This is a genomic window from Rhizobium phaseoli (genome assembly GCF_001664385.1).
GTDB classification, from domain to species: domain Bacteria; phylum Pseudomonadota; class Alphaproteobacteria; order Rhizobiales; family Rhizobiaceae; genus Rhizobium; species Rhizobium phaseoli.
In genome coordinates, this window is sequence record NZ_CP013532.1 from 1,734,825 (window position 1) to 1,757,775 (window position 22,951).

A 22,951-nucleotide genomic window follows, 5' to 3' on the forward strand; every position below is an offset into this window, starting at 1 on the left:
TCTCTAAAAAAGATACCGCGCCGGCGTGGAAGCCAGCGTAACACGCAGCGCAACTTGGATACTGGCCCTCCGACATGGACAGGGAAATCGCTGCGGTCAAGGGGTTTGCTACAATTTTAGTTCTTGTGTACGGTGCAATCGAGAGAAGATCGTGCGCTGAATACAACTTTAAATGGCGAGCCCGTTGAATTCGACACGCGGCTCCTGCAGTTCCCGCGGCGGCTCTCTTATATCGCGCAAAGCTCAGTCGGAAAGCGAAACGAGGCCGCCCTGATGCCGGTGCAGCCGGCCTGATATGTCGAGTTCCAGAAGAATGAGATAGACGGCCGATGCCGAAAGGCCAGTGTGGCGGATAATATCGTCGATCTCGACCGGCGTCGGCCCGAGCGCATCGATGATGCGGTTGCGATCCGTATCGCCGGGCGGCATCGTCATTGCCCCGCCGCCACGCGTTGGTTCCTCGGCCATCGACGAGGGGAACAGCTCGAATTGCGCCAGCGGCGCCAGCGCCTCGATAACATCGGCAGGTTCGGTAACGATCGAAGCGCCATCCTTCAGCAGGCCGTTGGTGCCATGACAGCGCGGATCGAGCGGCGAGCCGGGCACGGCAAACACCAGGCGGCCGAACTCGCCGGCAAGGCGTGCGGTGATCAGTGAGCCCGAGCGCGTCGCCGCTTCGACGACCACGAGCCCGAGCGCGATGCCGGCTATCAGCCGGTTCCGGCGCGGAAAATCGCGGGCGCGCGGCTCCCAACCGAAGGGCATTTCGCTCACCGCTAGGCCGTTGCCGCCGGCGATCTCCTCGATAAGGCCGAGATTCTCCGGCGGGTAGGGCCTGTCGAGGCCGCCGGCAAGGGCCGCGATCGTGCCGGTCTCGAGGCTTGCCCGGTGGGCTGCCGTGTCGATGCCGCGCGCCAGGCCGGAAACCACCGAATAACCCGCCCGGCCGCAGTCGCGCGCCACCATGGCCGCGAATTTGGCGCCGGCGATCGAGGCGTTGCGCGAACCGACGATGCCGACAGCCGGCCGCTTGGCGGCGGCAAGCGCACCTCTGACGGCCAGCAGCGGCGGCGCGCCGTCGATCTGTTTGAGCGCCTGCGGATAATCCGGCTCGCCGATGCCGACGAAGCGGGCGCCGAAACGATGCGCCGCCTCCAGTTCCCGATGCGCCTCGGCCTCGCTGGCAATGCGGATTGCCCGCGTCGCGCCGCCGCGCGCCGAAAGCTCAGGCAGCGCCGCGAGCGCGGCTTCGGCCGAACCGAAATGATTGATGAGATCGCGAAAGGTCGCAGGGCCGACATTGTCGGAACGGATCAGGCGCAGCCAGGCAATCCTCTGCCTTTCGCTCAGCACCGTGCCTTTTGGTCCCGCGCGCGGCGCGTCCATTATCCCTTCGCCCCGATCTTGGTTTCCGTTCCGCCCATCAGCCGGGAGATATTGGCCTTGTGCTTCCAGTAGGAGATGACAGTCATGATCGCCATGACGGCCGCAACCTTTTCATTGCCAAGGATCAGCAGGGCGACCGGGATGACAAGCATGGCGACGAGCGCCGACAGCGAGGAGTAGCGGGTGGTGAAGGCGACCGCCAGCCAGACGGCGGCGAAGAGCACGACCATAATCGGGGCGACACCGAGAAGGGTGCCGATATAGGTGGCGACACCTTTGCCACCCTTGAAGCCGATCCAGACCGGGAAGAGATGGCCGATGAAGGCGAAGAAGCCGGCGATGATCGCCGCTTCCTCTCCGAGGAAATAACCGACGATCCAGGCCGCGGCCGATGCCTTCAGCGCATCGAGCAGCAGCGTCGCTGCCGCAAGCTTCCGGTTTCCCGTTCTGAGAACATTGGTGGCGCCGATATTGCCGGAGCCGATGCTGCGCACATCGCCGAGGCCGGCCGCGCGCGTCAGAATGAGGCCGAAAGGAATGGAGCCGAAGAGATAGCCGATGACGGCGGCGGCAAGTGCGATCGGCAGCGTGATGTGCCATGACATGAGATTGGATAACATATGCCCCCTCGGCCCTCCGATGGCCTGTCCTCAGTCCAGCCGGTCCTAAAGTGCGTGGACAAGCTTTCCCGAGACGTATGTCGCGACCGCCCGCCCGCTGAAGCGCGCATCCTCGAACGGCGTGTTCTTCGAGCGGGAGAGAAGCATGTCTTTGGCGACAAGCCAAGGCTCATCGAGATCGATCAGCGTGATATCGGCTGGGGCTCCCGGCTTCAGCGTGCCGGCAGCCAGGCCGAAAATCTCAGCCGGGCGGGTGGACATGGCGTCGATCAGACGCATCAGGCTGACCTGGCCGCCATGGTGAAGCCTGAGGGCCGCCGCCAGCATGGTTTCGAGGCCGACCGCGCCATCCGCCGCCTCGCCGAAGGGCAGGCGCTTCGTATCGACGTCCTGCGGGTCATGCGCGGAGACGATGATGTCGATGGCGCCGCGCGCAAGCGCCTCGACCATGGCCACCCGGTCGTCCTCCGGGCGCAGCGGCGGATAGAGCTTGAAGAAAGTGCGGTATTCGCCGATGTCGTTCTCGTTGAGCGCCAGATTGTTGATCGAGATTCCCGAGGTCACCTTGGCGCCGCGGCTGCGGGCAAGCTCGATCGCCTCCACCGATTGCGGCACGGAAATCATCGCGGCGTGATAGCGTCCCCGCGTCAGCGCTGCGATCCTGAGATCTCGTTCGAGCGGGATGAGCTCGGCTTCTCTCGGAATGCCGGAGAGCCCGAGCCAGCTGGCGAAAAGCCCCTCATGCATGACGCCGTTGGCGCCGAGATATTTGTCGCGTGTTTCGCAGCTGATGACGGCGCCGAATTCACGTGCATAGGTCATGATCCGGCGCAGCACCTGCGTGTCGTGGACGCTGGAATGGGCATCGGTGAAGGCGACGGCGCCCGCCTGCATCAAAAGGCCGATTTCGGTCATCTCCTCGCCGGCAAGACCCTTGGTGATGGCGGCGGCCGGATAGACGTTGACGGAGGCCGTATCGCGGGCCGTCTTCTTGACGAATTCGACAAGGGCGATGTCGTCGATGACGGGGTCGGTGTCCGGCATAACGACGATCGAGGAGACGCCGCCGGCCGCCGCTGCCCGGCTTGCCGAGGCGATCGTCTCGCGGTGTTCGCCGCCGGGTTCGCCGATATGGACGCGCGCGTCGACGAGGCCGGGTGTGGCCACGAGACCGGCGCAGTCGCGCACGACGGCGCCGTCCGGCGCGCCCTGGTTCTGCGCGGCGCTGCCGGCTGCAAGAATGACGCCGTTTTCGGCGATGATCGTGCCGACCTCGTCGAGATTGCGTGAGGGATCGACAATGCGGACGTTCTTGAGGACGATCGGGTTGCTCATGCCTTCATTCCGTCGGTGCGGGGACCCTGGTTCTGCGAGACGAGCAGCGTCTCCATGACGGCCATGCGCACCGCGACCCCCATTTCCACCTGTTCGGCAATCACGCTCTGCGGGCCGTCTGCGACCTCGGAGGCGATCTCGACGCCGCGGTTCATCGGGCCGGGATGCATGACCAGCGTATCCTCCTTCGCCGCCTTCAGCGTTTCGGCGTCGAGTCCGTAGAAGTGATAATATTCGCGCACCGAGGGCACGAAGGCGCCCGACATGCGCTCGCGCTGCAGCCGCAGCATCATCACCACGTCGGCGTCCTTCAAGCCTTCCTGCATCGAATGGAAGACCTCGACGCCCATCTCGGCGATGCCGGAGGGCAGCAGGGTGGCAGGCGCGACGACGCGCACACGCGCGCCCATCGCATTGAGCAGCAGGATATTCGAGCGCGCCACCCGGGAATGCAGCACGTCGCCGCAGATCGCCACGATGATGCGCGAGAGCTTGCCCTTGGCGCGGCGGATCGTCAGCGCGTCGAGCAGCGCCTGGGTCGGATGTTCGTGCTGGCCGTCGCCGGCATTGACGACCGAGCAGGAGACCTTCTGGGCGAGCAGGGCGGCCGCTCCGGCGCTCGAATGGCGGATGACCAGCACATCCGGGCGCATCGCATTCAGCGTCATCGCCGTATCGATCAGCGTTTCGCCTTTTTTCACCGAGGAGTTGCCGACCGACATGTTCATGACGTCGGCGCCGAGTCGCTTGCCGGCAAGCTCGAAGGAGGCCTGCGTGCGAGTCGATGCCTCGAAGAAGAGGTTGATCTGCGTCAGCCCACGCAGCGTCGACGTCTTCTTTTCTCTTTGGCGGCTGATCTTGACGGCCTCGTCGGCCTTGTCGAGAAGATAGGTGATATCCTGCTCGGTGAGGCCCTTGATGCCGATGAGGTGGCGGTGGGGGAAAAAGACCATGACCCTGCCTCTTATTGTCTCTGGCGGGTCTATAAAGAGTGCCGCCCGTCGGGGCAAGCATGCGCTGTGGGCAAAGGCTTATGTCCCCATGCATTTTCGCCGAAATTCCGATAGAGCAGAGGGACGCGAATCATAACTTCCGGTTTCCCTTGCCGGGTTCTTGCACTAGAAGCGAATAATGACCTCCGCCAACCGGACTGACGACAAACTCGCAGAACTCAACCAGCCGAGCCTGTGGTCCGGCATCAATGCCTATCGATCCGACCCGCTGATCGTCGATCTGACGGCGGCCCTGCCGCGCGGCGTCCGCGAGGATCTGGAAAATATGGGCCGCTACGTCACCTCGCCGGAGGCGCAGGAACTGGCGCGCATGGCCAACCAGGGTACGCCGCAACTGCGCACCCACGGCCCGCGCGGCGAGCGCCTCGACGTCGTCGAATTCCATCCGGCCTGGCACGCGCTGATGCGCCGCTCCATGTCGGTCGGCCTGCATTCGTCGGTCTGGGATCCACAGGCCGATACCGAGGCCAAGGATGCGGGCCACAAGGTCCGCGCAGCGCGGTTTTACCTGACGGCGCAGCTGGAATCCGGCCATCTCTGCCCGCTGACGATGACGAGCGCCTCCGTCGCGGCTCTCTCTGCTTCGCCCGCGGTGCAGAAGGACTGGGCGCCGAAGATCCTCTCGCGCAAATATGATTCGTCCAACCGCCCCGCCATGCAGAAATCCGCTGTGACCATCGGCATGGGCATGACGGAAAAGCAGGGCGGCACCGATGTCAGGGCCAATCGAAGCGCTGCCGAAAAGGTCAGCGAAGGCATCTACCGGCTCTCCGGCCACAAATGGTTCATGTCCGCGCCGATGAGCGATGCCTTCATCATGCTGGCGCAGACCAAGGAAGGCATGGGCTGCTTCCTCGTGCCGCGCCTTCTGGAGGACGGTTCGGCCAACGGCCTGCAGTTCCAACGGCTGAAGGACAAGGTCGGCAATCGCTCCAATGCCTCTTGCGAGGTCGAATTCACCGACACGTTCGGATTCCTGCTCGGCGGTTCCGATGCCGGCATCCGCACTATCCTCGACATGGTGACGCTGACCCGTCTCGATTGCGCGCTGGCCTCGTCGGGCATCATGCGTGCCTCGCTCGCCGAGGCCGTGCACCACACGCGCGGCCGCAGCGTTTTCGGCAGGATGCTCGTCAACCAGCCGATCATGACGCGCGTGCTTGCCGACATGGCGCTCGACGTTGCCGCTGCCACCGCGCTGTCCTTCCGTCTTGCCGATGCCTTCGACAAGGCGCGTGGCAATGCCGAGGAAGCGGCCTATGCCCGCGTCATGACGCCGGTCGCCAAATACTGGTGCTGCAAGATCGCGCCCGCCTTGATCTATGAAGCGATGGAATGCATCGGCGGCAATGGCTACATCGAGGAACGTCCGATCGCCCGCCACTATCGCGAGGCTCCCGTCAATGCGATCTGGGAAGGCTCCGGCAACGTCATGGCGCTCGACGTGCTGCGTGTGCTCAACCGCGGCAAGGACCTGTTCGAGACGGTCTTTGCCGGCCTGGCACGCGATCTCGGTCCGGCCGGCAAGAAGACGATCGACGTGCTGCGCGCGGCAATCGCGCTCTGCGAGCAGGACGAGGGCGCGGCGCGCCTGCTCGTCGAGCAGTTGGCGCTTGCGGCCGGCGCTGCCGAACTTTACCGGCTTGGGGCAGGGCGCATTGCCGATGCCTTCATCGAGACACGGCTCGCCGGCGGCTGGCGCTCCACCTACGGCATGCTCGATTCCCGCTTCGACGCCAGCTACATCGTCGATCTTCTCTATCCGCCGGCGGCCTGACAGGCGAGGGACTGCTCAATCTGGAGCACCGCCCCTCATCCGCCTGCCGGCACCTTCTCCCCGTAAAACGGGGCGAAGGGGACAAGCCGCGAGCTCTCCGTCCCTCCGACCTCTCGTGGGGCACGTCCCCTCTCCCCGTCAGAACGGGGGACCGCAGGACGGGTCGAGACCAACGGCTCGACCCCGGCAAGGGTTAGGGTGAGGGGCGGCCGTCGATGCGTCGCTGTCTCTCGGCTCGATTGGGGAGGGCGACCACCTGGGACGATCACCGTCTGCCGCCACAAACAAAAATCCGGCCGCGTCGCCGCGGCCGGATCTGTCATTTGCGTCCGAAAAACAGCGTTCAGAAGAAGCCGCGGCGCTGCCACCAGCCGGCCTTCTTCGGCTTGCCGTCGTCGCTTTCGCCATTTTCGCTGCGGGTGGATTTCACCGTCGGCTCGGATGAGGTGATGTTGGATTCGCGGTTGGCGCGAACCGGCTTTGTCTGTTCCTGGGCGGGTGTTTGAAGGTCGGCGGAGGCTTCGGCGACCTCCGGCTCGATTTCGGCGGCGGGTGCTGCTTCCGCTTCGGCCACAGGCGCCTCGACCGGCGATGCGGCGGCCTTGCGGCGGCCGCGACCACGGGCGGGCTTCACGTCCTCGGTTACGACGGCAGCGCCTTCGACGGCGGCCGCTGCGGCCTGGTCTTCGCCGGCCTGTTCGGCAACCGTCTCGACGATTGCGGCTTCGGCAGGAGCGACGTCATTCGAGACATCGTCGCCTTCATCCTCATCGCTGCCGCTGTCTTCGCCGGCCGTCAGTTCGGAGCCGTCCTCGGCGCGGTTGCGGCGACCGCCGCGCTTGCCGCGACGACGGCGCTTGCGGCGCTGCGAGTCGTCGCCGTCGGCACGGGCCTCGGGCGCAGCGGTGGTGGTTTCATCGCCTTCGGCGCCTTCGTCCTCGCCGTCCTCATCCTCATCGCCGGCTTCGCCCGCAGCCGATGCAGGCTGTTCGGCATTGCCGTTGCGGCCGCGGCGGCGCCTGCGGCGCTTGCGCTTGCGATTGCCGTCACCTTCGCCTTCCGAGCGTGCCGTGGTGGCGCGTTCGGCAGCAGCCGGCTTTTCCTCGAGTTCCTCGTCTTCGTCCTCATCGGCCTCGATGATGATGTCGTCGTCCTCATCCTCGGGAATGGCTGCGAAGTTGAAGAGCGTTTCGATCTTGACCGGATTTTCCACGGCCTCGCCGCGATCGATGGCGAAATGCTGCGCGCCGACCGAGCCGTCTGCATCGATGACGATAGCTACGCCGAAGCGGCTCTCGTAATCGACGATCGTCTGGCGCTTGTGGTTAAGCAGGTAGAGGGCGATGTCGGGGGTGGTCCGCACGGTAATGTTATGCGTCGTGTTCTTGAGCAGATACTCTTCGATGCCGCGCAGGACATGCAGCGCGACGGAGGACTGCGAACGAACGTGACCGGTGCCGGCGCAATGCGAGCAGACCTGCGTGGTCGATTCGAGCACCGAAGCGCGGATACGCTGGCGCGACATTTCAAGCAGGCCGAAATGCGAGATCCGGCCGACCTGAATGCGGGCGCGGTCGTTCTTCAGGCATTCCTTCAGCTTCTTCTCGACGGCGCGGTTGTTGCGCTTTTCTTCCATGTCGATGAAGTCGATGACGATCAGGCCGGCGAGGTCGCGCAGGCGAAGCTGACGGGCGATTTCTTCCGCCGCTTCGAGGTTCGTCTGCAGCGCCGTGTCCTCGATAGAGTGTTCGCGCGTCGAGCGGCCGGAGTTGACGTCGATCGAAACCAGCGCTTCCGTCTGGTTCATGATCAGATAGCCGCCGGAGCGCAGCGTCACCTGCGGCTGCAGCATGCGGTCGAGCTGGGCTTCGATGCCCGAACGCGAGAAGATCGGGTGGATGTCGCGATAGGGCTGGACCACCTTGGCATGGCTCGGCATCAGCATCTTCATGAAGTCTTTGGCTTCACGATAGCCGTCTTCGCCGGCAACGATGATCTCGCCGATATCCTTGTTGTAGAGGTCGCGGATCGAACGCTTGATCAGCGAACCCTCCTCATAGACGAGGCAGGGCGCGGTTGAGGCGAGCGTCAGCGTGCGCACGTTCTCCCACAGGCGCATCAGATATTCGAAGTCGCGCTTGACCTCGACCTTGGTGCGGTTGGCGCCGGCGGTGCGCAGGATGACGCCCATGCCCTGCGGCACTTCGAGCATGCGCGCGATTTCCTTCAGGCGCTTGCGGTCGGCAGGGTTGGTGATCTTGCGGGAAATGCCGCCGCCGCGCGCCGTATTCGGCATCAGCACGGAATAGCGGCCGGCGAGCGACAGATAGGTGGTCAGCGCCGCGCCCTTGTTGCCGCGTTCTTCCTTGGCGACCTGCACCAGCAGGATCTGCCGGCGCTTGATGACTTCCTGGATGCGGTACTGCTTGCGCGGCTTGCGCTGCACGCGGTCCGGCACTTCTTCCATCGCGTCTTCGGCGCCGACGGATTCGATGACTTCCTCTTCGCCGTGATCGTCATCGTCATCATCGTCATCGTGACGACGCTTGCTGGTGTCGATATCCTCGGAGATCGAGTCGGTTTCCACCATCGCGGCCATCGCGCCGCCGGTCGAGCCATCATCCTCGTTGTCGACGCTCGAAGCGCCTTCGGCTTCGACATCCGTGGGAACCGCGTCCTCGGTAGTCGTCGTTTCAACAGCCGCTTCGGTGACCTTCTTGCGGCTGCGGCGTGGCCGTGCCTTCTTGGCCGGCGCTTCTTCGGCGGTCGCGGGCACCGCCTCTACGGCGTCGGCAATCGCGGCGGGCGCAGGCTCGTCGGCTACGGCAACCGGTGCCGGTGCTTCCGCAGGCACGATGCCGACATCCGGCTGGTCCTGGGTCGAAAGGTCGACCATCGGCGCGGTTTCGACATGCTCGACGTCTTCATCGCGGCGATGCTCTTCGGCTTCGGCTCGAAGCAGCGCCTGACGGTCGGCGAGCGGTATCTGGTAATAATCGGGGTGAATTTCGGCGAAGGCCAGGAAGCCGTGCCGGTTGCCGCCGTAATCGACGAAGGCGGCCTGCAGCGAGGGCTCGACCCTCGTTACCTTTGCGAGATAGATATTGCCGCGGATCTGCTTCTTGTGCTGCGACTCGAAGTCAAATTCTTCTATGCGGTTTCCGCGAACGACAACGACGCGCGTCTCTTCCTCGTGAGACGCATCGATAAGCATTTTGTCTGCCATGTAAGCTGTGCTCCTCGGCGTGGCCGCGAGAGCGCATTCCCGACTGCTGTAGAAACAGAAAGAATGCGGTCCACCGTGGCCGCGCCGGATAATGAAAGTCGCGCCTGGCGCGAAGAGGAGAGCAGCAGCCAGACCGCAGCCGGAACCGTTTCGGTCCGGGGCCTGTACACTTCAGATAAAACCTGCTGCGAAACCATCAACAACCAAGCGTGATCGACAAATACGAAGACCCTTTTCGGGTCCGATGAGGTTGCTCCCTGAGAGCGTGGTGGCTGATCCACCAATGAAGTTCCGGCCAGAAGCCGGAAAATCAGGATCCAGTTCTCGGGTTGAAACGCATGAGACGGCGGACGATGACCGATGTGGCGCCAGGTCCAGATCTGGCTGGCTGCCTTTGCGGCGACTCTATCCCGTCAACACTTCTACCCTAAAATGCGTTGTATGTTTTCTCTGTCACAATAGCAAGGGAAAAGCCAAATGTGCCATAATATTGATGGATTTCGGAACGCATAGAAGCGGGGGACAGCGATTGCGATTCGGTAGGCGGTAGAAGCGTTTCGCCCTCGGGCGTCCGCTCCGGCCATATGGGTCCATCGCGCTATAGATAGGATGTGGCGGTTATTGTTTAAGAGGGCTCGGATCGCGGCGCAGTCCGCAACGCGGCGATCGACATTCGTAGCGCGGGTCATGACGGCTGTGCTTGTCGCCAGCTGTCTTCTGCTTGGGGTCGCGGCTTCGGCCGAGACGAAGGATCCGCTGCTTGCCTATGGCGCGCGCATCATTGGCGATGACGCGAGAACACGCATTGTCATCGATTTCGACCGCGAACCGCGGTTCTCCGTTCACTATATCGCCAATCCTGAGCGCATCGTCATCGACCTGCCGGCTACCGCCTTCGGCTTTCCGGGCAAGGATCTGGCCGCTCGCGGCCTCTTCAGGGATATCCGCTACGGCAAGATGGACGAGGAGAGCGCCCGCATCGTGTTGACTGCGACAAGGCCGGCGAAGCTTTCCCTCGCCAAGGTGCAGGCCGACGAGTCCGGCAAGGGGCATCGGCTGGTGCTTGAGGCCGAGATGATCGACAAGCAGGCCTTTGCCGAACTGGTCAAGACGCAATCATGGAGCGACCGGACCTGGAACGATCGGGACGCCGCGGCTCAGACGACGAGCGCCATTCCCGCACCTGCGAAAACCGCCCCCGGGGATTTCGTCATCGCTGTGGACGCCGGCCATGGCGGCATTGATACCGGCGCGATCGGCGTCGATACCAAGACCGAGGAAAAGCAGGTGACGCTCGCCTTCGCCAAGGCTCTGGCCGACCGGCTGAACAAGGAGACGGGCATCAAAGCCTTCCTGACGCGCAACGATGATGAGTTCCTGTCGCTCTCCCAGCGCGTGCTGATTGCCCGTCAGAACCATGCCGGTCTGTTTATTTCGCTGCACGCCGACACGCTGAAGCAGAAGGATATCCGCGGCGCGACCGTTTATACGATCTCGGACAAGGCCTCCGACAAGCTCGCCGCCGACCTTGCCGAACGCGAGAACCTCTCCGACCAGATCGCCGGCAAGGAGACGGTTGCTGAACCTCCCGAGGTCGCCGACATCCTGCTCGACCTGACGCGGCGCGAGACGCAGGCCTTCTCGATCTCGCTGGCCGAGAGCGTGCTGAATTCCTTCAAGGATCAGGTCGGGACCATCAACAATCCGCACCGCCATGCCGGCTTCCGCGTGCTGCAGGCTCCCGACGTGCCTTCGATCCTGCTCGAGCTTGGATTTCTCTCGAATGCCGAGGATGAGAAACTGCTGCTCGATGAGAGCTGGCGCGGCAAGATGGCCGATCTGCTGACCGACGCCGTCAAGCGGTATCGCAGCGGCGTCGTTGCAAATGGCGGTTGATGCGTGCAGCCGTTCAAAGTGTTACCATGCGTCTCTGAGCGACGTGCGGCCCTGTCAGGGTGGGGGAAGGTCGATAGCCATAAAAACAAAGAGTTGAGCATGCCGCTTGAATCAATTTCGCAGACGCGCTGCGGATTGGCGGCGGGCAGGGGCGTTGCTTGGATGTGACAGTCCCGATGAAACGGGGGCCGCACCGGTGAATGCGGCGGGAAGGGCCCTATTTTGCTCACATTCACGCCGTTACTCCGGCTTATGTTTCACCGCCTGACGCGCGGAATCGGCTTGTAGCGGTAGCGCTCATGGAGTAAGCCGCGCGCAACGTGCAAATTGCCTTGATCTGTGCAATCGTTGCGTCTGCGCCGATTGACGATCGAAGAGACCGGTAGCTGAAAATATGGTTAGACTTCTTGGATATTTCTTCGGAATGGCCTGCGTCCTTTTTCTGGTCGCGGCGGCGGGTATTGCCATCTATCTCGCCAATGTCGCGAAGGATCTTCCGGACTACGCCGTTCTGAACAGCTACGCGCCGCCGGTAACGACCCGCGTGCATGCCGGCAACGGCGCTCTGATGGCTGAATATGCCAAGGAAAAGCGCCTCTTCCTACCGATCCAGGCCATTCCCGACCGCGTCAAGGCCGCTTTTCTGTCGGCCGAAGACAAGAATTTCTACAACCATCCGGGCGTCGACCTGACCGGTCTCGGCCGGGCAATCCTCGTCAATCTGCAGAATTTCGGTTCCGGCCGCCGCCCGGTCGGCGCCTCCACAATCACCCAGCAGGTGGCCAAGAACTTCCTTTTGAGCTCGGATCAGACGATCGACCGCAAGATCAAGGAAGCAATTCTCTCCTTCCGCATCGAGCAGGCCTACAGCAAGGACAAGATTCTCGAACTCTACCTGAACGAGATTTTTTTCGGCCTTAATTCCTACGGCATCGCCGGTGCCGCGCTCACCTATTTCAACAAATCCGTTACCGAACTGACCGTTGCCGAAGCCGCCTATCTGGCATCGCTGCCGAAAGGTCCGGCCAATTATCATCCTTTCCGCCATCCGGAGGCTGCGCTCGAGCGCCGCAACTGGGTGATCGACCGCATGGTCGAGAACGGCTATGTCAGCCAGAGCGACGGCGCCGAAGCCAAGAAGCAGCCGCTCGGCGTTACCGCCCGCAGCACGGGTCCTTCGCTCTTCGCTTCCGACTATTTCGCCGAAGCCGTGCGCCGCCAGCTGATCGATCAATATGGCGAGAAGGTGCTCTATGAGGGCGGCCTTTCGGTGCGGACCTCGCTCGATCCGCAGATGCAGCTTGCTGCCCGCAAGGCGCTGCAGGATGGTCTCGTCACCTATGACGAGCGCCGCGGTTTCCATGGCCCCCTCAAGCAGATCGATGCAAGCGGCGACTGGGGCAAGGCGCTTGCCGATATTCCCGCGCTGTCCGACGTGCCGGAATGGCGCCTCGCCGTCGTGCTCGCCGCATCGGATAGCAATGTCGACATCGGCCTGCAGCCGGCCAAGGACGGCAGCGGCAAGGTCGCGACCGACCGCCAACGCGGCACGATAGACGCCAAGAGCATGCAGTGGGCCTACCGCTCGGCGGACGGCTCGCGCAAGACCGCAAAATCGCCGGCCGGCGTCTTGAGCCCGGGCGACGTCGTCTATGTCGAGAAACTCGGCGACGAGTCGTCGACCTCCTATCGCCTGCGCCAGCCGCCGAAGGTACAGGGCGGACTGGTCGCCATGGATCCGAAGACCGGCCGTGTGCTCGCCATGGTCGGGGGCTTCTCCTATTCACAGTCCGAGTTCAACCGCGCCACCCAGGCGATGCGCCAGCCGGGCTCCTCCTTCAAGCCCTTCGTCTATGCAGCGGCGATGGACAATGGCTATACGCCTGCCTCCGTCATCATGGACGCGCCGATCGAGATCGTCTCGGGCGGCCAGGTCTGGAAGCCGGAGAATTATGGCGGCGAAGTCGGCGGCCCGTCTACGCTGCGCTCGGGCATCGAGCATTCGCGCAACCTGATGACGGTGCGCCTGGCCAACGATCTCGGCATGAACATCGTTGCCGAATATGCCGAACGCTTCGGCATCTACGATCACATGCTGCCGGTGCTGTCGATGTCGCTCGGCGCCGGCGATACGACGGTGCTGCGCATGGTCTCGGCCTATTCGGTCATCGCCAATGGCGGCAAGCAGATCAAGCCGACCCTGATCGACCGTATCCAGGACCGCTACGGCAAGACGATCTTCAAGCATGAGGAGCGCCTGTGCGAGGGCTGCAATGCCGGCGACTGGCAGAACCAGGAAGAGCCGAATGTCGTCGATAACCGCGAAACCGTTCTCGATCCGATGACCGCCTACCAGATCACGTCGATGATGCAGGGCGTCATCCAGCGCGGCACTGCCGCCGGCAAGATCGATCTCGGTGGTCGCGACGTCGCCGGCAAGACCGGCACGACCAATGACGAGAAGGATGCCTGGTTCGTCGGTTTCACGCCGGATCTGGTCGCCGGCCTCTACATGGGCTTCGATACGCCGGCCCCGCTCGGCCGCGGCGGCACGGGTGGCGGTCTTTCCGCTCCGATCTTCAATGAGTTCATGCAGGCCGCCGTCAAGGACATGCCGGAATCGAAGTTCGTCATTCCACAGGGCATGAACCTGATCCCGATCGACCGCAAGACCGGCATGGCCGCCGTCGACGGCGATCCGAACACCATCATCGAGGCCTTCAAGCCCGGCACCGGCCCGGCCGACAGCTTCTCCGTCATCGGCATGGACAGCACCATGGCGCCGGAAGAGATCCTGAAGACCTCGCCGCAGGCCAACCAGGCCGTCCAGACCGGCACGCCCGGCCTGTTCTGACCATCGCGAATTTTGAACGCCCGCCGCGGGCCTTTACATCGGCGGCGGGCGTCTCTATGTCACCAGCACTTGAAAGACCGAGACAGAGAAGCGGGAAAATGCGAGCCGAAATCGAAAATGTGGTCGATGAAACCAAGCAGGCTATCACCCTGCTGAGGAGGCATCTTTGACTGGGACCAGGCGATAAGACGACTGGACTGGTTGAACAACAAGGCAGAGGATCCGAACCTCTGGACCGACGCTTCCGAAGCGCAGAAGCTGATGCGCGAGCGCCAGCAGCTCGATGACGGCATCACCGGTGTCCGACAGCTCGAACAGCAGCTGAAAGACAATGTCGAGCTGATCGAACTCGGCGAGGAAGAAGGCGATGGAGGCGTCGTCAAAGAGGCCGAGGACGCCTTGAAGGCCTTGAAGGCCGAGGCCGCGCGTCGCCAGGTGGAAGCGATGCTCTCCGGCGAGGCCGACGGTAACGACACCTATCTCGAAGTTCATTCCGGCGCGGGCGGCACCGAAAGCCAGGACTGGGCGAACATGCTGTTGCGCATGTACACCCGCTGGGCGGAACGCCAGCGCTTCAAGGTCGAGCTTCTCGAAGTTCACGACGGCGAAGAGGCGGGCATCAAGTCCGCAACCCTGCTCGTCAAGGGACACAACGCCTATGGCTGGCTGAAGACGGAATCGGGCGTGCATCGTCTGGTGCGCATCTCGCCTTACGACAGCAATGCGCGGCGCCATACGTCCTTCTCGTCGATCTGGGTCTATCCCGTTGTCGACGACTCGATCAATATCGAGATCAATGAAAGCGATTGCCGCATCGACACCTATCGCTCGTCGGGCGCCGGCGGTCAGCACGTCAACACAACCGACTCGGCGGTACGCATCACCCATATACCGACCGGCATCGTCGTTGCCTGCCAGCAGGAACGTTCGCAGCACAAGAACCGCGCCAAGGCCTGGGAAATGCTGCGTGCCCGCATGTACGAAGCCGAGTTGAAGAAGCGGGAAGAGGCTGCGAACGCCGAAGCCGCGTCGAAGACGGATATCGGCTGGGGTCACCAGATCCGCTCCTACGTGCTGCAGCCCTACCAGCTGGTCAAGGACCTGCGCACCGGCGTCGCCAGCACCGCCCCTGATGACGTGCTCGACGGCGATCTGAACGAGTTCATGGAAGCAGCCCTTGCCCACCGCATCAGCGGCGCCGCCGACGCGGTCGTCGAGGATGTCGACTGACCGGCAGCAGCGAGATCGAATGACGAGAGGGCCCCGGAGACGGGGCTTTCTTCGTTCAGGCGATGGCGCGGATGTCGCCGTCCTGAAACAGCGCTGCCGACAGATCGGCGGTCTCGTCATGAATGGCTGCTCGCTGGATGTCAGGGGGATCGGTGAAGAGCTCGGCCGCAAAGGCAAAGCCCAATCCCGTGCCCTCCGGCACGAAGACATAATGCCCGAGGCCGCCGCCGAAGATCTTCAGCGCGCTGCGCGCCAGCCGCTCATGCAGCCATGCAGAACATTCCTCGGCCGGTGCCGCTCTGTCGGTATCGCCGACCAGGATAAGAGCGGGCGCCGCGACCGATCTCAGACTTTCCTCGCTGAAACCGAAAATGGAGCGACCCGGTGCGCAGAGGAGCGCGGCCTTGATCCTGTCGTCTCGATAGGATCGCGACATGCGCGACCACGACTGGCGAAACACATCGCTGCCACGCAGCAACGAGGGAATATGATCGGCAAGGTCGGGAAATTCCTTTGGGCCGCGCGGCCCACCCGGCCTCAGCCTCGACGGTTCGAACTGCGAGAACTGGGCGACGGCGCCGAGAAGCAGCATGACGCTATAGGCTCCGGCCGAGAACCCGGCCGCAAACGCACGGGCTGTATCGATCCGGCCGGCGAGATCGCCGAGCCAGTCGCGACTGCGGTCGAGCATCAGGCTCAGGTCCGGCGCCCGTTCCCAGAGACAGGCAAAGCCTTCGGCCCGATAGGGCTCGATGCCGGTATTGCCGTGATGGTTGACGCCGAGCGCAACAAATCCGCGCTCGACCAGGCGCCGCGCCAGCCATTCCAGCCCGGCCGCGGATCCGCCGGTGCCGTGCGACAGCAAGACGAGGGGATAAGGCCTGCTTGCCGGCCGAATCGGCGCGTCGCGGGCGACCGCCGCCTTGCGAAACCAGCTTCGTTCCTGAATGGCGCTTTCCCGCGCGTCGTCGGCAGCCGGATACCATAGAGACCAACTGACGGGTCTGGGGCCGGATGCGTCCCAGTCCGGTCTCTGGTCGTCGTAAAGAACGCCGTCGCGAAAGCCGAGTTTCATCTTTTAGAGCCTTTCCTGGTTAGATTGAAACATTCTGTTGGCTCAAACGGAGTCGGATGGTCGACCGGCCGGCGCGCGTCGTAGCAAAGCTCTACGGCCAAGCCGGCCGGTCGATCAGACGGCCCGTTTCAGCCAACCCGAAGGGCCGGGCATGTTTCCGCCAGGATCAGAGGCGATCGGCTCGGACATACCTTGGGGTATGTCCGTCGCCAATCGCCTCTGCCCTGACGAAAACCTGCTCCGGCAGAATGCTTCAATCTAACCAGGAAAGGCTCTAAGCCTGTGCAAACAGCGTGCCGCCGTTCAATTGGTCGCCTTCTCGATGGTGATGTCACCGAATTCGTCGATCAGCACCGTCCAGCCATCCGGCTCGGCTGCCGGGTCGGTCTTCAGATAGATGGTGGCGAAGAGGCCGGGCTGCTTGCTGATGCCGCTTGAATTCTCCGGGCGTATATCGGTCACGTAGGGCTTCAGATCGCTGATCTCCTGCAGCTCGACGGTCGAGGCGATCGCCGGGCCGGTCTCCGTTTGGGCAACCTGCTGAAGATAGACCTTCGAGGTCCGATCCGGCTGACGCACGGCAAAGAGCTTATAATAGCCATGGCGCTTTCCCTGAGGGGCGGAAACGCTCTCGGCAGCGGTGGGCGCCCGCTCGATATCAGGCGCGTTGCCGTCGTTCTCCCAGTAGCCGGTGCTGGTGGCGAAAATCACCGAAGCCGGCAGGATGGCATCCTGCGCCGGCGCGGCGATGGCGGCCGAGCATCCGACGAGGAAAATCATGGTCGTCAATGTCAGGCGCATGGCCATCGTCTCAATCCTTGAACTGCTCGGCGAGAATACGGTCGGACCAGGAGCGGTCGGGATCGGAGAGGATGCGTGCCGTCATATGCTCCGACTGGGCGATGCGGACATGCAGCACCGACTTGACCTCAGTATTGTCGGCCACCGCATTCACCGGCCGCTTCACCGGCTCGAGCACGTCGATATCGACCGTCACCTTGTTCGGAAGCAGCGCCCCCCTCCAGCGCCGCGGCCTGAAAGCGCTGACCGGCGTCATGGCGAGCAGCGGCGCCTCGAGCGGCAGAATCGGGCCATGGGCGGAAAGATTATAGGCCGTCGATCCGGCAGGGGTGGCCACCATCAGTCCGTCGCAGATCAGCTCTTCCAGGCGTACGTGCCCGTCGACCACCACCCTGAGATTGGCGGCCTGATAAGACTGGCGGAACAGATAGACCTCATTGATGGCAAGAGCCGTTGAATTGGTGCCGTCGGCATTGGCCGTCGTCATCTTCAGCGGCCGGAAGGCGTTTTCGACCGCGACGCAGATGCGTTCCTGAAGCCGCTCCGTGCTGTAATCGTTCATCAGGAAACCGACCGAGCCGCGATTCATCCCGTAGACCAGCTTGCCGGAGTTCATGGTGCTGTGCAGCGTCTGCAGCATGAACCCGTCGCCGCCGAGCGCGACGATAACGTCGGCCTTGTCCTGCGGCACGTCGCCATAAATGCGAATCAGCTCTTCGCGCGCGGCGAGCGCCTCCATAGACGGCGAGGCGATAAACGAAAGCGTCTGAAATGAACGGCCCATGCAATGCCCTTTGTGAAGCTGCTCTAGCTAAAGGATAAAAGGCCGTTGCGACAAGGCCGTTTTGCACGGCCCGACGTTTTGGCGCCAGGCTGGACGGTCCGCAGGCATCGGATTTTCCTTTACAGGATCGCAGAATCTGTTAGTTGGGCAGCTATTGCCCTTGTAGCTCAGTTGGTAGAGCACCTGATTTGTAATCAGGGGGTCGCGGGTTCGAACCCTGCCGGGGGCACCATCCCTATTTTCCGACACGCTGTCTCTCGATGAACGCTGCCTGAAGGGCTGCTTCAGCGGCAGTTCAGCCGCTCCGGGGCATTGTCTCCTCATCATCAATGAGGACGCAGCCATGAAGCTCGCACACATTATTCTCACCGCAACCATTGCCGCCGGTGCGGCTTTCGCCTCCGTCGCACCTGCATCCGCCATGCCGGCCGAACGGCCGGCGATGACGGCGCAGGGAGATATTGTCCAAATTCACGACAGCTGGCGAGACGATCGTTGGCGTGATGACGGTGACTGGCGCGGCGATCGTGACTGGCATGGCGACCGTGGCTGGCGCAATGGGCGCGATTGGCGCCGCTCCGACTGGCGCGATGATGACCGCCGCTGGCGGCGGTGGCGTGCCGAGCGGTGGCAGGAACGCCGCGAGTGGCGCTATCGCGATCGCGATATCCCCTTCTGGCTTTATCGCGGCTGAGCGCAGTTGCGAATCGCTCAGGACCGTCAGCTCAATGAGCGACCGATTCGTTGACGCTGGCCTCGATCCTGTCGCCATTGCCGGTTTGGCCGGCTCCGGAAGGCGACATGATCGCGATGCTGAGCACGGAGGCGACCATGAAGGCGACGACGGCGATCATTATGCGCATGAGCGTTAAAATCCTCGTTCGGCTGGGGATTAACGCGTAATCGCCGTCCACGTTCCTCTTGAGCTATTGCACCGGTCCCGACGGCGTCGCGGGGCCAGGCGCCGTCGGCGACAGGGGATCGGGCTGGTGGACCGGATGCGAGGTGTCCACCCAGATGATGCTGAGGATGATTCCCACAAAGGCCGCGATGAACAGGACACCGAAAATCAGCGGTCGAATGGCCATGACGGGGATCGCTCCTTCTTGCTTGTGACCGGTCGCTGCGATCGATCGCCGCCCGATCATAATGCTCCAGAAGGTCATTCCAAGGCAAAAGTGGATTTCTTCTGACCTAATCCATGCCCCCCGGAAGTGTGCAGCGGTTCAGGGAAAACGACATGCATAAAACAAAGAGCTAAAGCGCGTCGCTGCGCACGAGTGAAAGCGGCTTGCCGCCTTCTTCCCTGGACTTGTCGAAACTGCCGTCGGCGCGCATCTGGAAGCCGAGCGACGCACCGTCATGACTCATCAGTGTCAGACCGAGACCGTCGATATGCCAGATAGCGAGTTTCAGTCGGGAGACATTGGCGGCGCAGTCTCCGGACGGTAACAATGGCGCATTACCGTCCGTATCGACAGTGCCCTCGAGTGTCACGCTGCAGAGTTTTTCGCCGTCCGGTCTCTGCATCACCCATTTTCCGGCAAGGCTGCTGAAGGTCGGCAGGCGATCGATTCCGTCGGGGGCCGAGACCAGCAGGAGCGGCGTTTCGTCTTCCGTCTTCATCGACGAGCCCTCGTTCTCGACGAATCGGGCGATGACCTTGCGTGTCGGATCGATCAGGATGAGGCCGCCATTGCCGTCGAAATTCCAGGCAGCGGCTTCGGCAAGCGCCGGCAGCGGCTTGGAACAGCTGTCTTGACCCGAGAGCGAATAGCCGCCGATCGCAAGATCGGTTTCGAGCGTCAGCCGGCATCCGTCGCCTCCGTTTTCGGGCGCGACCAGATAGGTTCCGGCTTGCGCCCTCAGAATATCGAGATCGATGTCCTGCGCCGCAGCCGGAGCGCAGGCCAGCAGCACGGCTGCTGGAATTGTGAGCCGAAGCATGAAACCAGTCATGGCAATCCCCCTTTGCCGCGGCCCGTGAGCCGGCCGTTAAGTCCAGCCTATGCCTTTAAGTAAAGCCGCGCCGCATAAAGCGCGATTGCCGCGGCGTTCGAAACGTTCAGTGATTTGATCGCGCCCGGCATGTCGAGGCGGGCAAGCGCCGTCACGGTCTCACGTGTTTTCTGCCTAAGCCCCTTACCCTCCGAGCCGAGCACCAGTGCCAGCTTGTCGCCCGAAAATGTGCCCTCGAGCGGCGCCGGCCCTTCCGAATCGAGGCCGATCGTGACGAAACCGAGCTTGTGCAATTCGCCGAGCGCGTCGGCGAGATTGGTGATCTGTATATAAGGGATCAGCTCCAGCGCGCCGGAGGCGGATTTGGCCAGCACGCCCGACTCGGTCGGGCTATGTCTCTGGGTGGTGATCACCGCCCCGGCATTGAAGGCGACCGCCGATCGCATGATCGCGCCGACATTGTGCGGATCGGTCACCTGGTCGAGCACCAGCAGGAGAGGGCTGTCCTTCAGCCCTTCGAGCCGGCGCACCGGCAGCGGCCGCGTCTCCAGCATGACCCCCTGATGGATCGCCTCGGGGCCGAGCACCTTGTCGATTTCGTGCGGCGCGACGATCTCGAAGGGAATGCCGAGCGGCTCGATGTCGATTTCGAGCCGCGCGAGCGCGTTCTGCGTCACGGAGAGTTTGATCTTCTTGCGCTCGGGATTGTCGAGCGCTGCTCGTACCGTATGCAGGCCGTAGAGATAGACCTGGTCGGGCGCCAGCGCTGGCGGCTTCCAATCCTCGGCCCCACGCTTGCGCTTCTGCGGCTGAGGTGTCGGGATCTCGCCGCGTTCGCGCTTGGCGTCCCGGTGCGCGCGTCTGAGATTGGCGTAATGCGTATCCTTGGCGGATGGGTCTGCTGCGGTCTTGCCGCCGGATTTCTTGTCTTTGCTCATGCGGCTTTATAGCTATGGCGTTGGCTGCCGCATAGGCTTTCTTTCATATGCCGGCTTTCGGCGGCGAATGAAATTTTTCGTGTTTTTTCCGTTGTCATCGTGTTGACAGACGGAAATGCTCCGGTCATATACGCGGCGCAGACGACGGGCGGCAACGCTTCGAAGTCTGATGAACTTGGTCTAACGATCCGGACGAAAACTGGAGAGATGCCCGAGTGGTTAAAGGGGACGGACTGTAAATCCGTTGGCTCAGCCTACGTTGGTTCAAATCCAACTCTCTCCACCATTCGTCATCGGATCGGACCACCCCGCGGGTATAGCTCAATGGTAGAGCAGCAGCCTTCCAAGCTGAATACGCGGGTTCGATTCCCGCTACCCGCTCCAGTCTTCCGTACAGCCAGTTGATGCGATCGCAGCCACGATCGTGGTGAGCCATGTTCCAGCCTCGCCTGGAAGCCCGCCGTATGACCGTAGACGAGGGGTGTCGATACCGCCGATTGCGGCTCATCCTTGGTGAACCCATCCGATTTTTCTCTAAGATTCCAGTGATTTTTGAAAGGGCTGCGGCGAATCGCCTTGCAGGCGGCGAATTGTCTCCCATATGCGCTGTCACGCCAAGAATGGCGTCTGCAATTAAGTCTTGCGCAATTTCGCCGAAAGCCTTAAACGGCGGCACTAAACCGGTTCGCCGGGGCCACCATTTCGTTCACAGGAAGCATTCAAATGGCAAAGAGTAAGTTTGAGCGCAACAAGCCGCACGTCAACATTGGCACGATCGGCCACGTTGACCACGGCAAGACGTCTCTGACGGCAGCGATCACGAAGTACTTCGGTGAGTTCAAGGCGTACGACCAGATCGACGCGGCTCCGGAAGAGAAGGCGCGCGGCATCACGATCTCGACGGCGCACGTCGAATACGAGACGCCGAACCGCCACTACGCGCACGTCGACTGCCCCGGCCATGCCGACTACGTCAAGAACATGATCACCGGTGCTGCCCAGATGGACGGCGCGATCCTGGTGTGCTCGGCTGCTGACGGCCCGATGCCGCAGACGCGCGAACACATCCTGCTCGCCCGCCAGGTCGGCGTTCCGGCGATTGTCGTGTTCCTCAACAAGGTCGACCAGGTTGACGACGCCGAACTGCTCGAGCTGGTTGAGCTCGAAGTTCGCGAACTGCTGTCGTCCTACGACTTCCCGGGCGACGACATTCCTGTTGTCAAGGGTTCGGCGCTTGCCGCTCTTGAAGATTCTGACAAGAAGATCGGCGAAGACGCGATCCGCGAGCTGATGGCCGCGGTCGACTCCTACATCCCGACGCCTGAGCGTCCGATCGACCAGCCGTTCCTGATGCCGATCGAAGACGTGTTCTCGATCTCCGGCCGCGGCACGGTTGTGACCGGCCGCGTCGAGCGTGGCATTGTCAAGGTTGGCGAAGAAGTCGAGATCGTCGGCATCCGCCCGACCTCGAAGACGACGGTGACCGGCGTTGAAATGTTCCGCAAGCTGCTCGACCAGGGCCAGGCCGGCGACAACATCGGTGCACTGGTTCGCGGTGTGAACCGTGACGGCGTCGAGCGTGGCCAGATCCTGTGCAAGCCGGGTTCGGTCAAGCCGCACAAGAAGTTCATGGCAGAAGCCTACATCCTGACGAAGGAAGAGGGCGGCCGTCATACGCCGTTCTTCACCAACTACCGTCCGCAGTTCTACTTCCGCACGACGGACGTGACCGGCATCGTCACGCTGCCGGAAGGCACGGAAATGGTCATGCCGGGCGACAACGTCACGGTTGCCGTCGAGCTGATCGTTCCGATCGCGATGGAAGAAAAGCTGCGCTTCGCGATCCGCGAAGGCGGCCGCACCGTCGGCGCCGGTATCGTCGCATCGATCGTCGAGTAATCCTGGGATTACATGCAATTCCGGAAAAACCCCGCTGGCGACAGCGGGGTTTTTTCGTTTTGATGGCTGATCGACGGATTAACAGGTGTTGTAAAAATATCGTTAAACAGACCCGTCACAGTATTTTGTTCATCTCACGTTCAGAAACCGGTTTGTGA

General features: G+C 62.7%; 18 protein-coding genes and 3 tRNA genes. 9 read left to right on the forward strand and 12 right to left on the reverse strand.

From position 1 onward, the window contains the following. Positions 1-243: 243 nt before the first annotated feature. The 4 genes from dprA to AMC88_RS08430 are packed head-to-tail and all read right to left on the reverse strand — an operon-like array spanning position 244 to position 4,294. Positions 244-1,386, reverse strand: a complete 1,143-nt coding sequence (gene dprA, locus AMC88_RS08415; protein WP_012483460.1) for a DNA-processing protein DprA — start codon at positions 1,384-1,386, stop codon at positions 244-246. Beyond that, positions 1,386-2,006 (reverse strand): glycerol-3-phosphate 1-O-acyltransferase PlsY, encoded by a 621-nt coding sequence (plsY, locus tag AMC88_RS08420; RefSeq protein ID WP_012483461.1) that lies wholly within the window; start codon positions 2,004-2,006, stop codon positions 1,386-1,388. The genes dprA and plsY overlap by 1 nt, the downstream gene beginning before the upstream one ends. A 45-nt stretch (positions 2,007-2,051) precedes the next feature. After that, complete coding sequence (locus AMC88_RS08425; RefSeq protein WP_012483462.1) at positions 2,052-3,341, reverse strand: dihydroorotase; 1,290 nt, start codon at positions 3,339-3,341, stop codon at positions 2,052-2,054. After that, complete coding sequence (locus AMC88_RS08430) at positions 3,338-4,294, reverse strand: aspartate carbamoyltransferase catalytic subunit (RefSeq protein WP_012483463.1); 957 nt, start codon at positions 4,292-4,294, stop codon at positions 3,338-3,340. The genes AMC88_RS08425 and AMC88_RS08430 overlap by 4 nt, the downstream gene beginning before the upstream one ends. 178 nt (positions 4,295-4,472) lie before the next feature. Between AMC88_RS08430 and AMC88_RS08435 the strand changes: the two genes are divergently transcribed. After that, a complete protein-coding gene (locus AMC88_RS08435; RefSeq protein ID WP_012483464.1) occupies positions 4,473-6,131 on the forward strand; it encodes an acyl-CoA dehydrogenase family protein in 1,659 nt (552 codons plus the stop codon). A 343-nt stretch (positions 6,132-6,474) separates the two neighbouring features. Here AMC88_RS08435 and AMC88_RS08440 read toward each other — a convergent pair whose 3' ends face one another. Then, entirely contained in the window at positions 6,475-9,357 is a 2,883-nt protein-coding gene (locus AMC88_RS08440; RefSeq protein ID WP_012483465.1) for an Rne/Rng family ribonuclease, read from the reverse strand. 621 nt (positions 9,358-9,978) lie between these two features. On the opposite strand from AMC88_RS08440, the gene AMC88_RS08445 reads away from it, so the two are divergent. From AMC88_RS08445 to prfB, 3 genes are all read left to right on the forward strand, one after another. Continuing rightward, positions 9,979-11,253: an N-acetylmuramoyl-L-alanine amidase gene (locus AMC88_RS08445; RefSeq protein WP_064821828.1), complete on the forward strand. Its 1,275-nt coding sequence runs from the start codon at positions 9,979-9,981 to the stop codon at positions 11,251-11,253. Between the two features lie 394 nt (positions 11,254-11,647). Further along, positions 11,648-14,107 (forward strand): penicillin-binding protein 1A, encoded by a 2,460-nt coding sequence (locus tag AMC88_RS08450; RefSeq protein WP_012483468.1) that lies wholly within the window; start codon positions 11,648-11,650, stop codon positions 14,105-14,107. Positions 14,108-14,205: 98 nt separating this feature from the next. Next, positions 14,206-15,337 (forward strand): peptide chain release factor 2 gene (prfB, locus tag AMC88_RS08455; RefSeq protein ID WP_167355278.1). Its coding sequence is split into 2 segments (ribosomal slippage): positions 14,206-14,274 and positions 14,276-15,337, totalling 1,131 coding nucleotides; the frame shifts between segments, so codons are not numbered across the junction. 55 nt (positions 15,338-15,392) lie between these two features. Here the strand turns inward: prfB and AMC88_RS08460 are convergent. The 3 genes from AMC88_RS08460 to AMC88_RS08470 all read right to left on the reverse strand — a co-directional run bounded on the left by AMC88_RS08460 (position 15,393) and on the right by AMC88_RS08470 (position 17,997). Then, positions 15,393-16,412, reverse strand: a complete 1,020-nt coding sequence (locus AMC88_RS08460) for an alpha/beta hydrolase family protein (RefSeq protein WP_064825093.1) — start codon at positions 16,410-16,412, stop codon at positions 15,393-15,395. Positions 16,413-16,715: 303 nt separating this feature from the next. Next, entirely contained in the window at positions 16,716-17,219 is a 504-nt protein-coding gene (locus AMC88_RS08465) for a hypothetical protein (protein ID WP_064825094.1), read from the reverse strand. 4 nt (positions 17,220-17,223) lie between these two features. After that, positions 17,224-17,997, reverse strand: a complete 774-nt coding sequence (locus AMC88_RS08470; RefSeq protein WP_004674871.1) for an NAD kinase — start codon at positions 17,995-17,997, stop codon at positions 17,224-17,226. 156 nt (positions 17,998-18,153) lie between these two features. Between AMC88_RS08470 and AMC88_RS08475 the strand changes: the two genes are divergently transcribed. After that, positions 18,154-18,229, forward strand: a tRNA-Thr gene (locus tag AMC88_RS08475). Positions 18,230-18,340: 111 nt separating this feature from the next. Further along, complete coding sequence (locus AMC88_RS08480; RefSeq protein ID WP_064825137.1) at positions 18,341-18,691, forward strand: hypothetical protein; 351 nt, start codon at positions 18,341-18,343, stop codon at positions 18,689-18,691. A gap of 31 nt (positions 18,692-18,722) precedes the next feature. Here the strand turns inward: AMC88_RS08480 and AMC88_RS33555 are convergent, their stop codons facing one another. The 4 genes from AMC88_RS33555 to rlmB all read right to left on the reverse strand — a co-directional run bounded on the left by AMC88_RS33555 (position 18,723) and on the right by rlmB (position 20,894). Further along, positions 18,723-18,860 (reverse strand): hypothetical protein, encoded by a 138-nt coding sequence (locus tag AMC88_RS33555; RefSeq protein WP_167355279.1) that lies wholly within the window; start codon positions 18,858-18,860, stop codon positions 18,723-18,725. A gap of 63 nt (positions 18,861-18,923) precedes the next feature. After that, positions 18,924-19,085: a hypothetical protein gene (locus AMC88_RS33560; protein WP_167355280.1), complete on the reverse strand. Its 162-nt coding sequence runs from the start codon at positions 19,083-19,085 to the stop codon at positions 18,924-18,926. Between the two features lie 169 nt (positions 19,086-19,254). Next, on the reverse strand, positions 19,255-19,956 hold the full coding sequence (locus tag AMC88_RS08490; RefSeq protein ID WP_064825139.1) for an AprI/Inh family metalloprotease inhibitor: 702 nt from the start codon (positions 19,954-19,956) through the stop codon (positions 19,255-19,257). Positions 19,957-20,003: 47 nt separating this feature from the next. After that, positions 20,004-20,894 carry a 23S rRNA (guanosine(2251)-2'-O)-methyltransferase RlmB gene (rlmB, locus tag AMC88_RS08495; protein ID WP_064825140.1) on the reverse strand — a complete coding sequence of 297 codons (891 nt, stop codon included), beginning with the start codon at positions 20,892-20,894 and terminating at the stop codon, positions 20,004-20,006. Positions 20,895-21,095: 201 nt separating this feature from the next. Between rlmB and AMC88_RS08500 the strand changes: the two genes are divergently transcribed. The 3 genes from AMC88_RS08500 to tuf all read left to right on the forward strand — a co-directional run bounded on the left by AMC88_RS08500 (position 21,096) and on the right by tuf (position 22,793). Further along, positions 21,096-21,180: transfer RNA gene (locus AMC88_RS08500), tRNA-Tyr, on the forward strand. Positions 21,181-21,204: 24 nt separating this feature from the next. Continuing rightward, positions 21,205-21,278 (forward strand) — tRNA-Gly (locus tag AMC88_RS08505). A 339-nt stretch (positions 21,279-21,617) separates the two neighbouring features. After that, the gene (tuf, locus tag AMC88_RS08510) at positions 21,618-22,793 is read left to right on the forward strand and encodes an elongation factor Tu (protein ID WP_004669088.1); all 1,176 of its coding nucleotides are present in this window, start codon (positions 21,618-21,620) and stop codon (positions 22,791-22,793) included. Positions 22,794-22,951 lie beyond the last annotated feature (158 nt).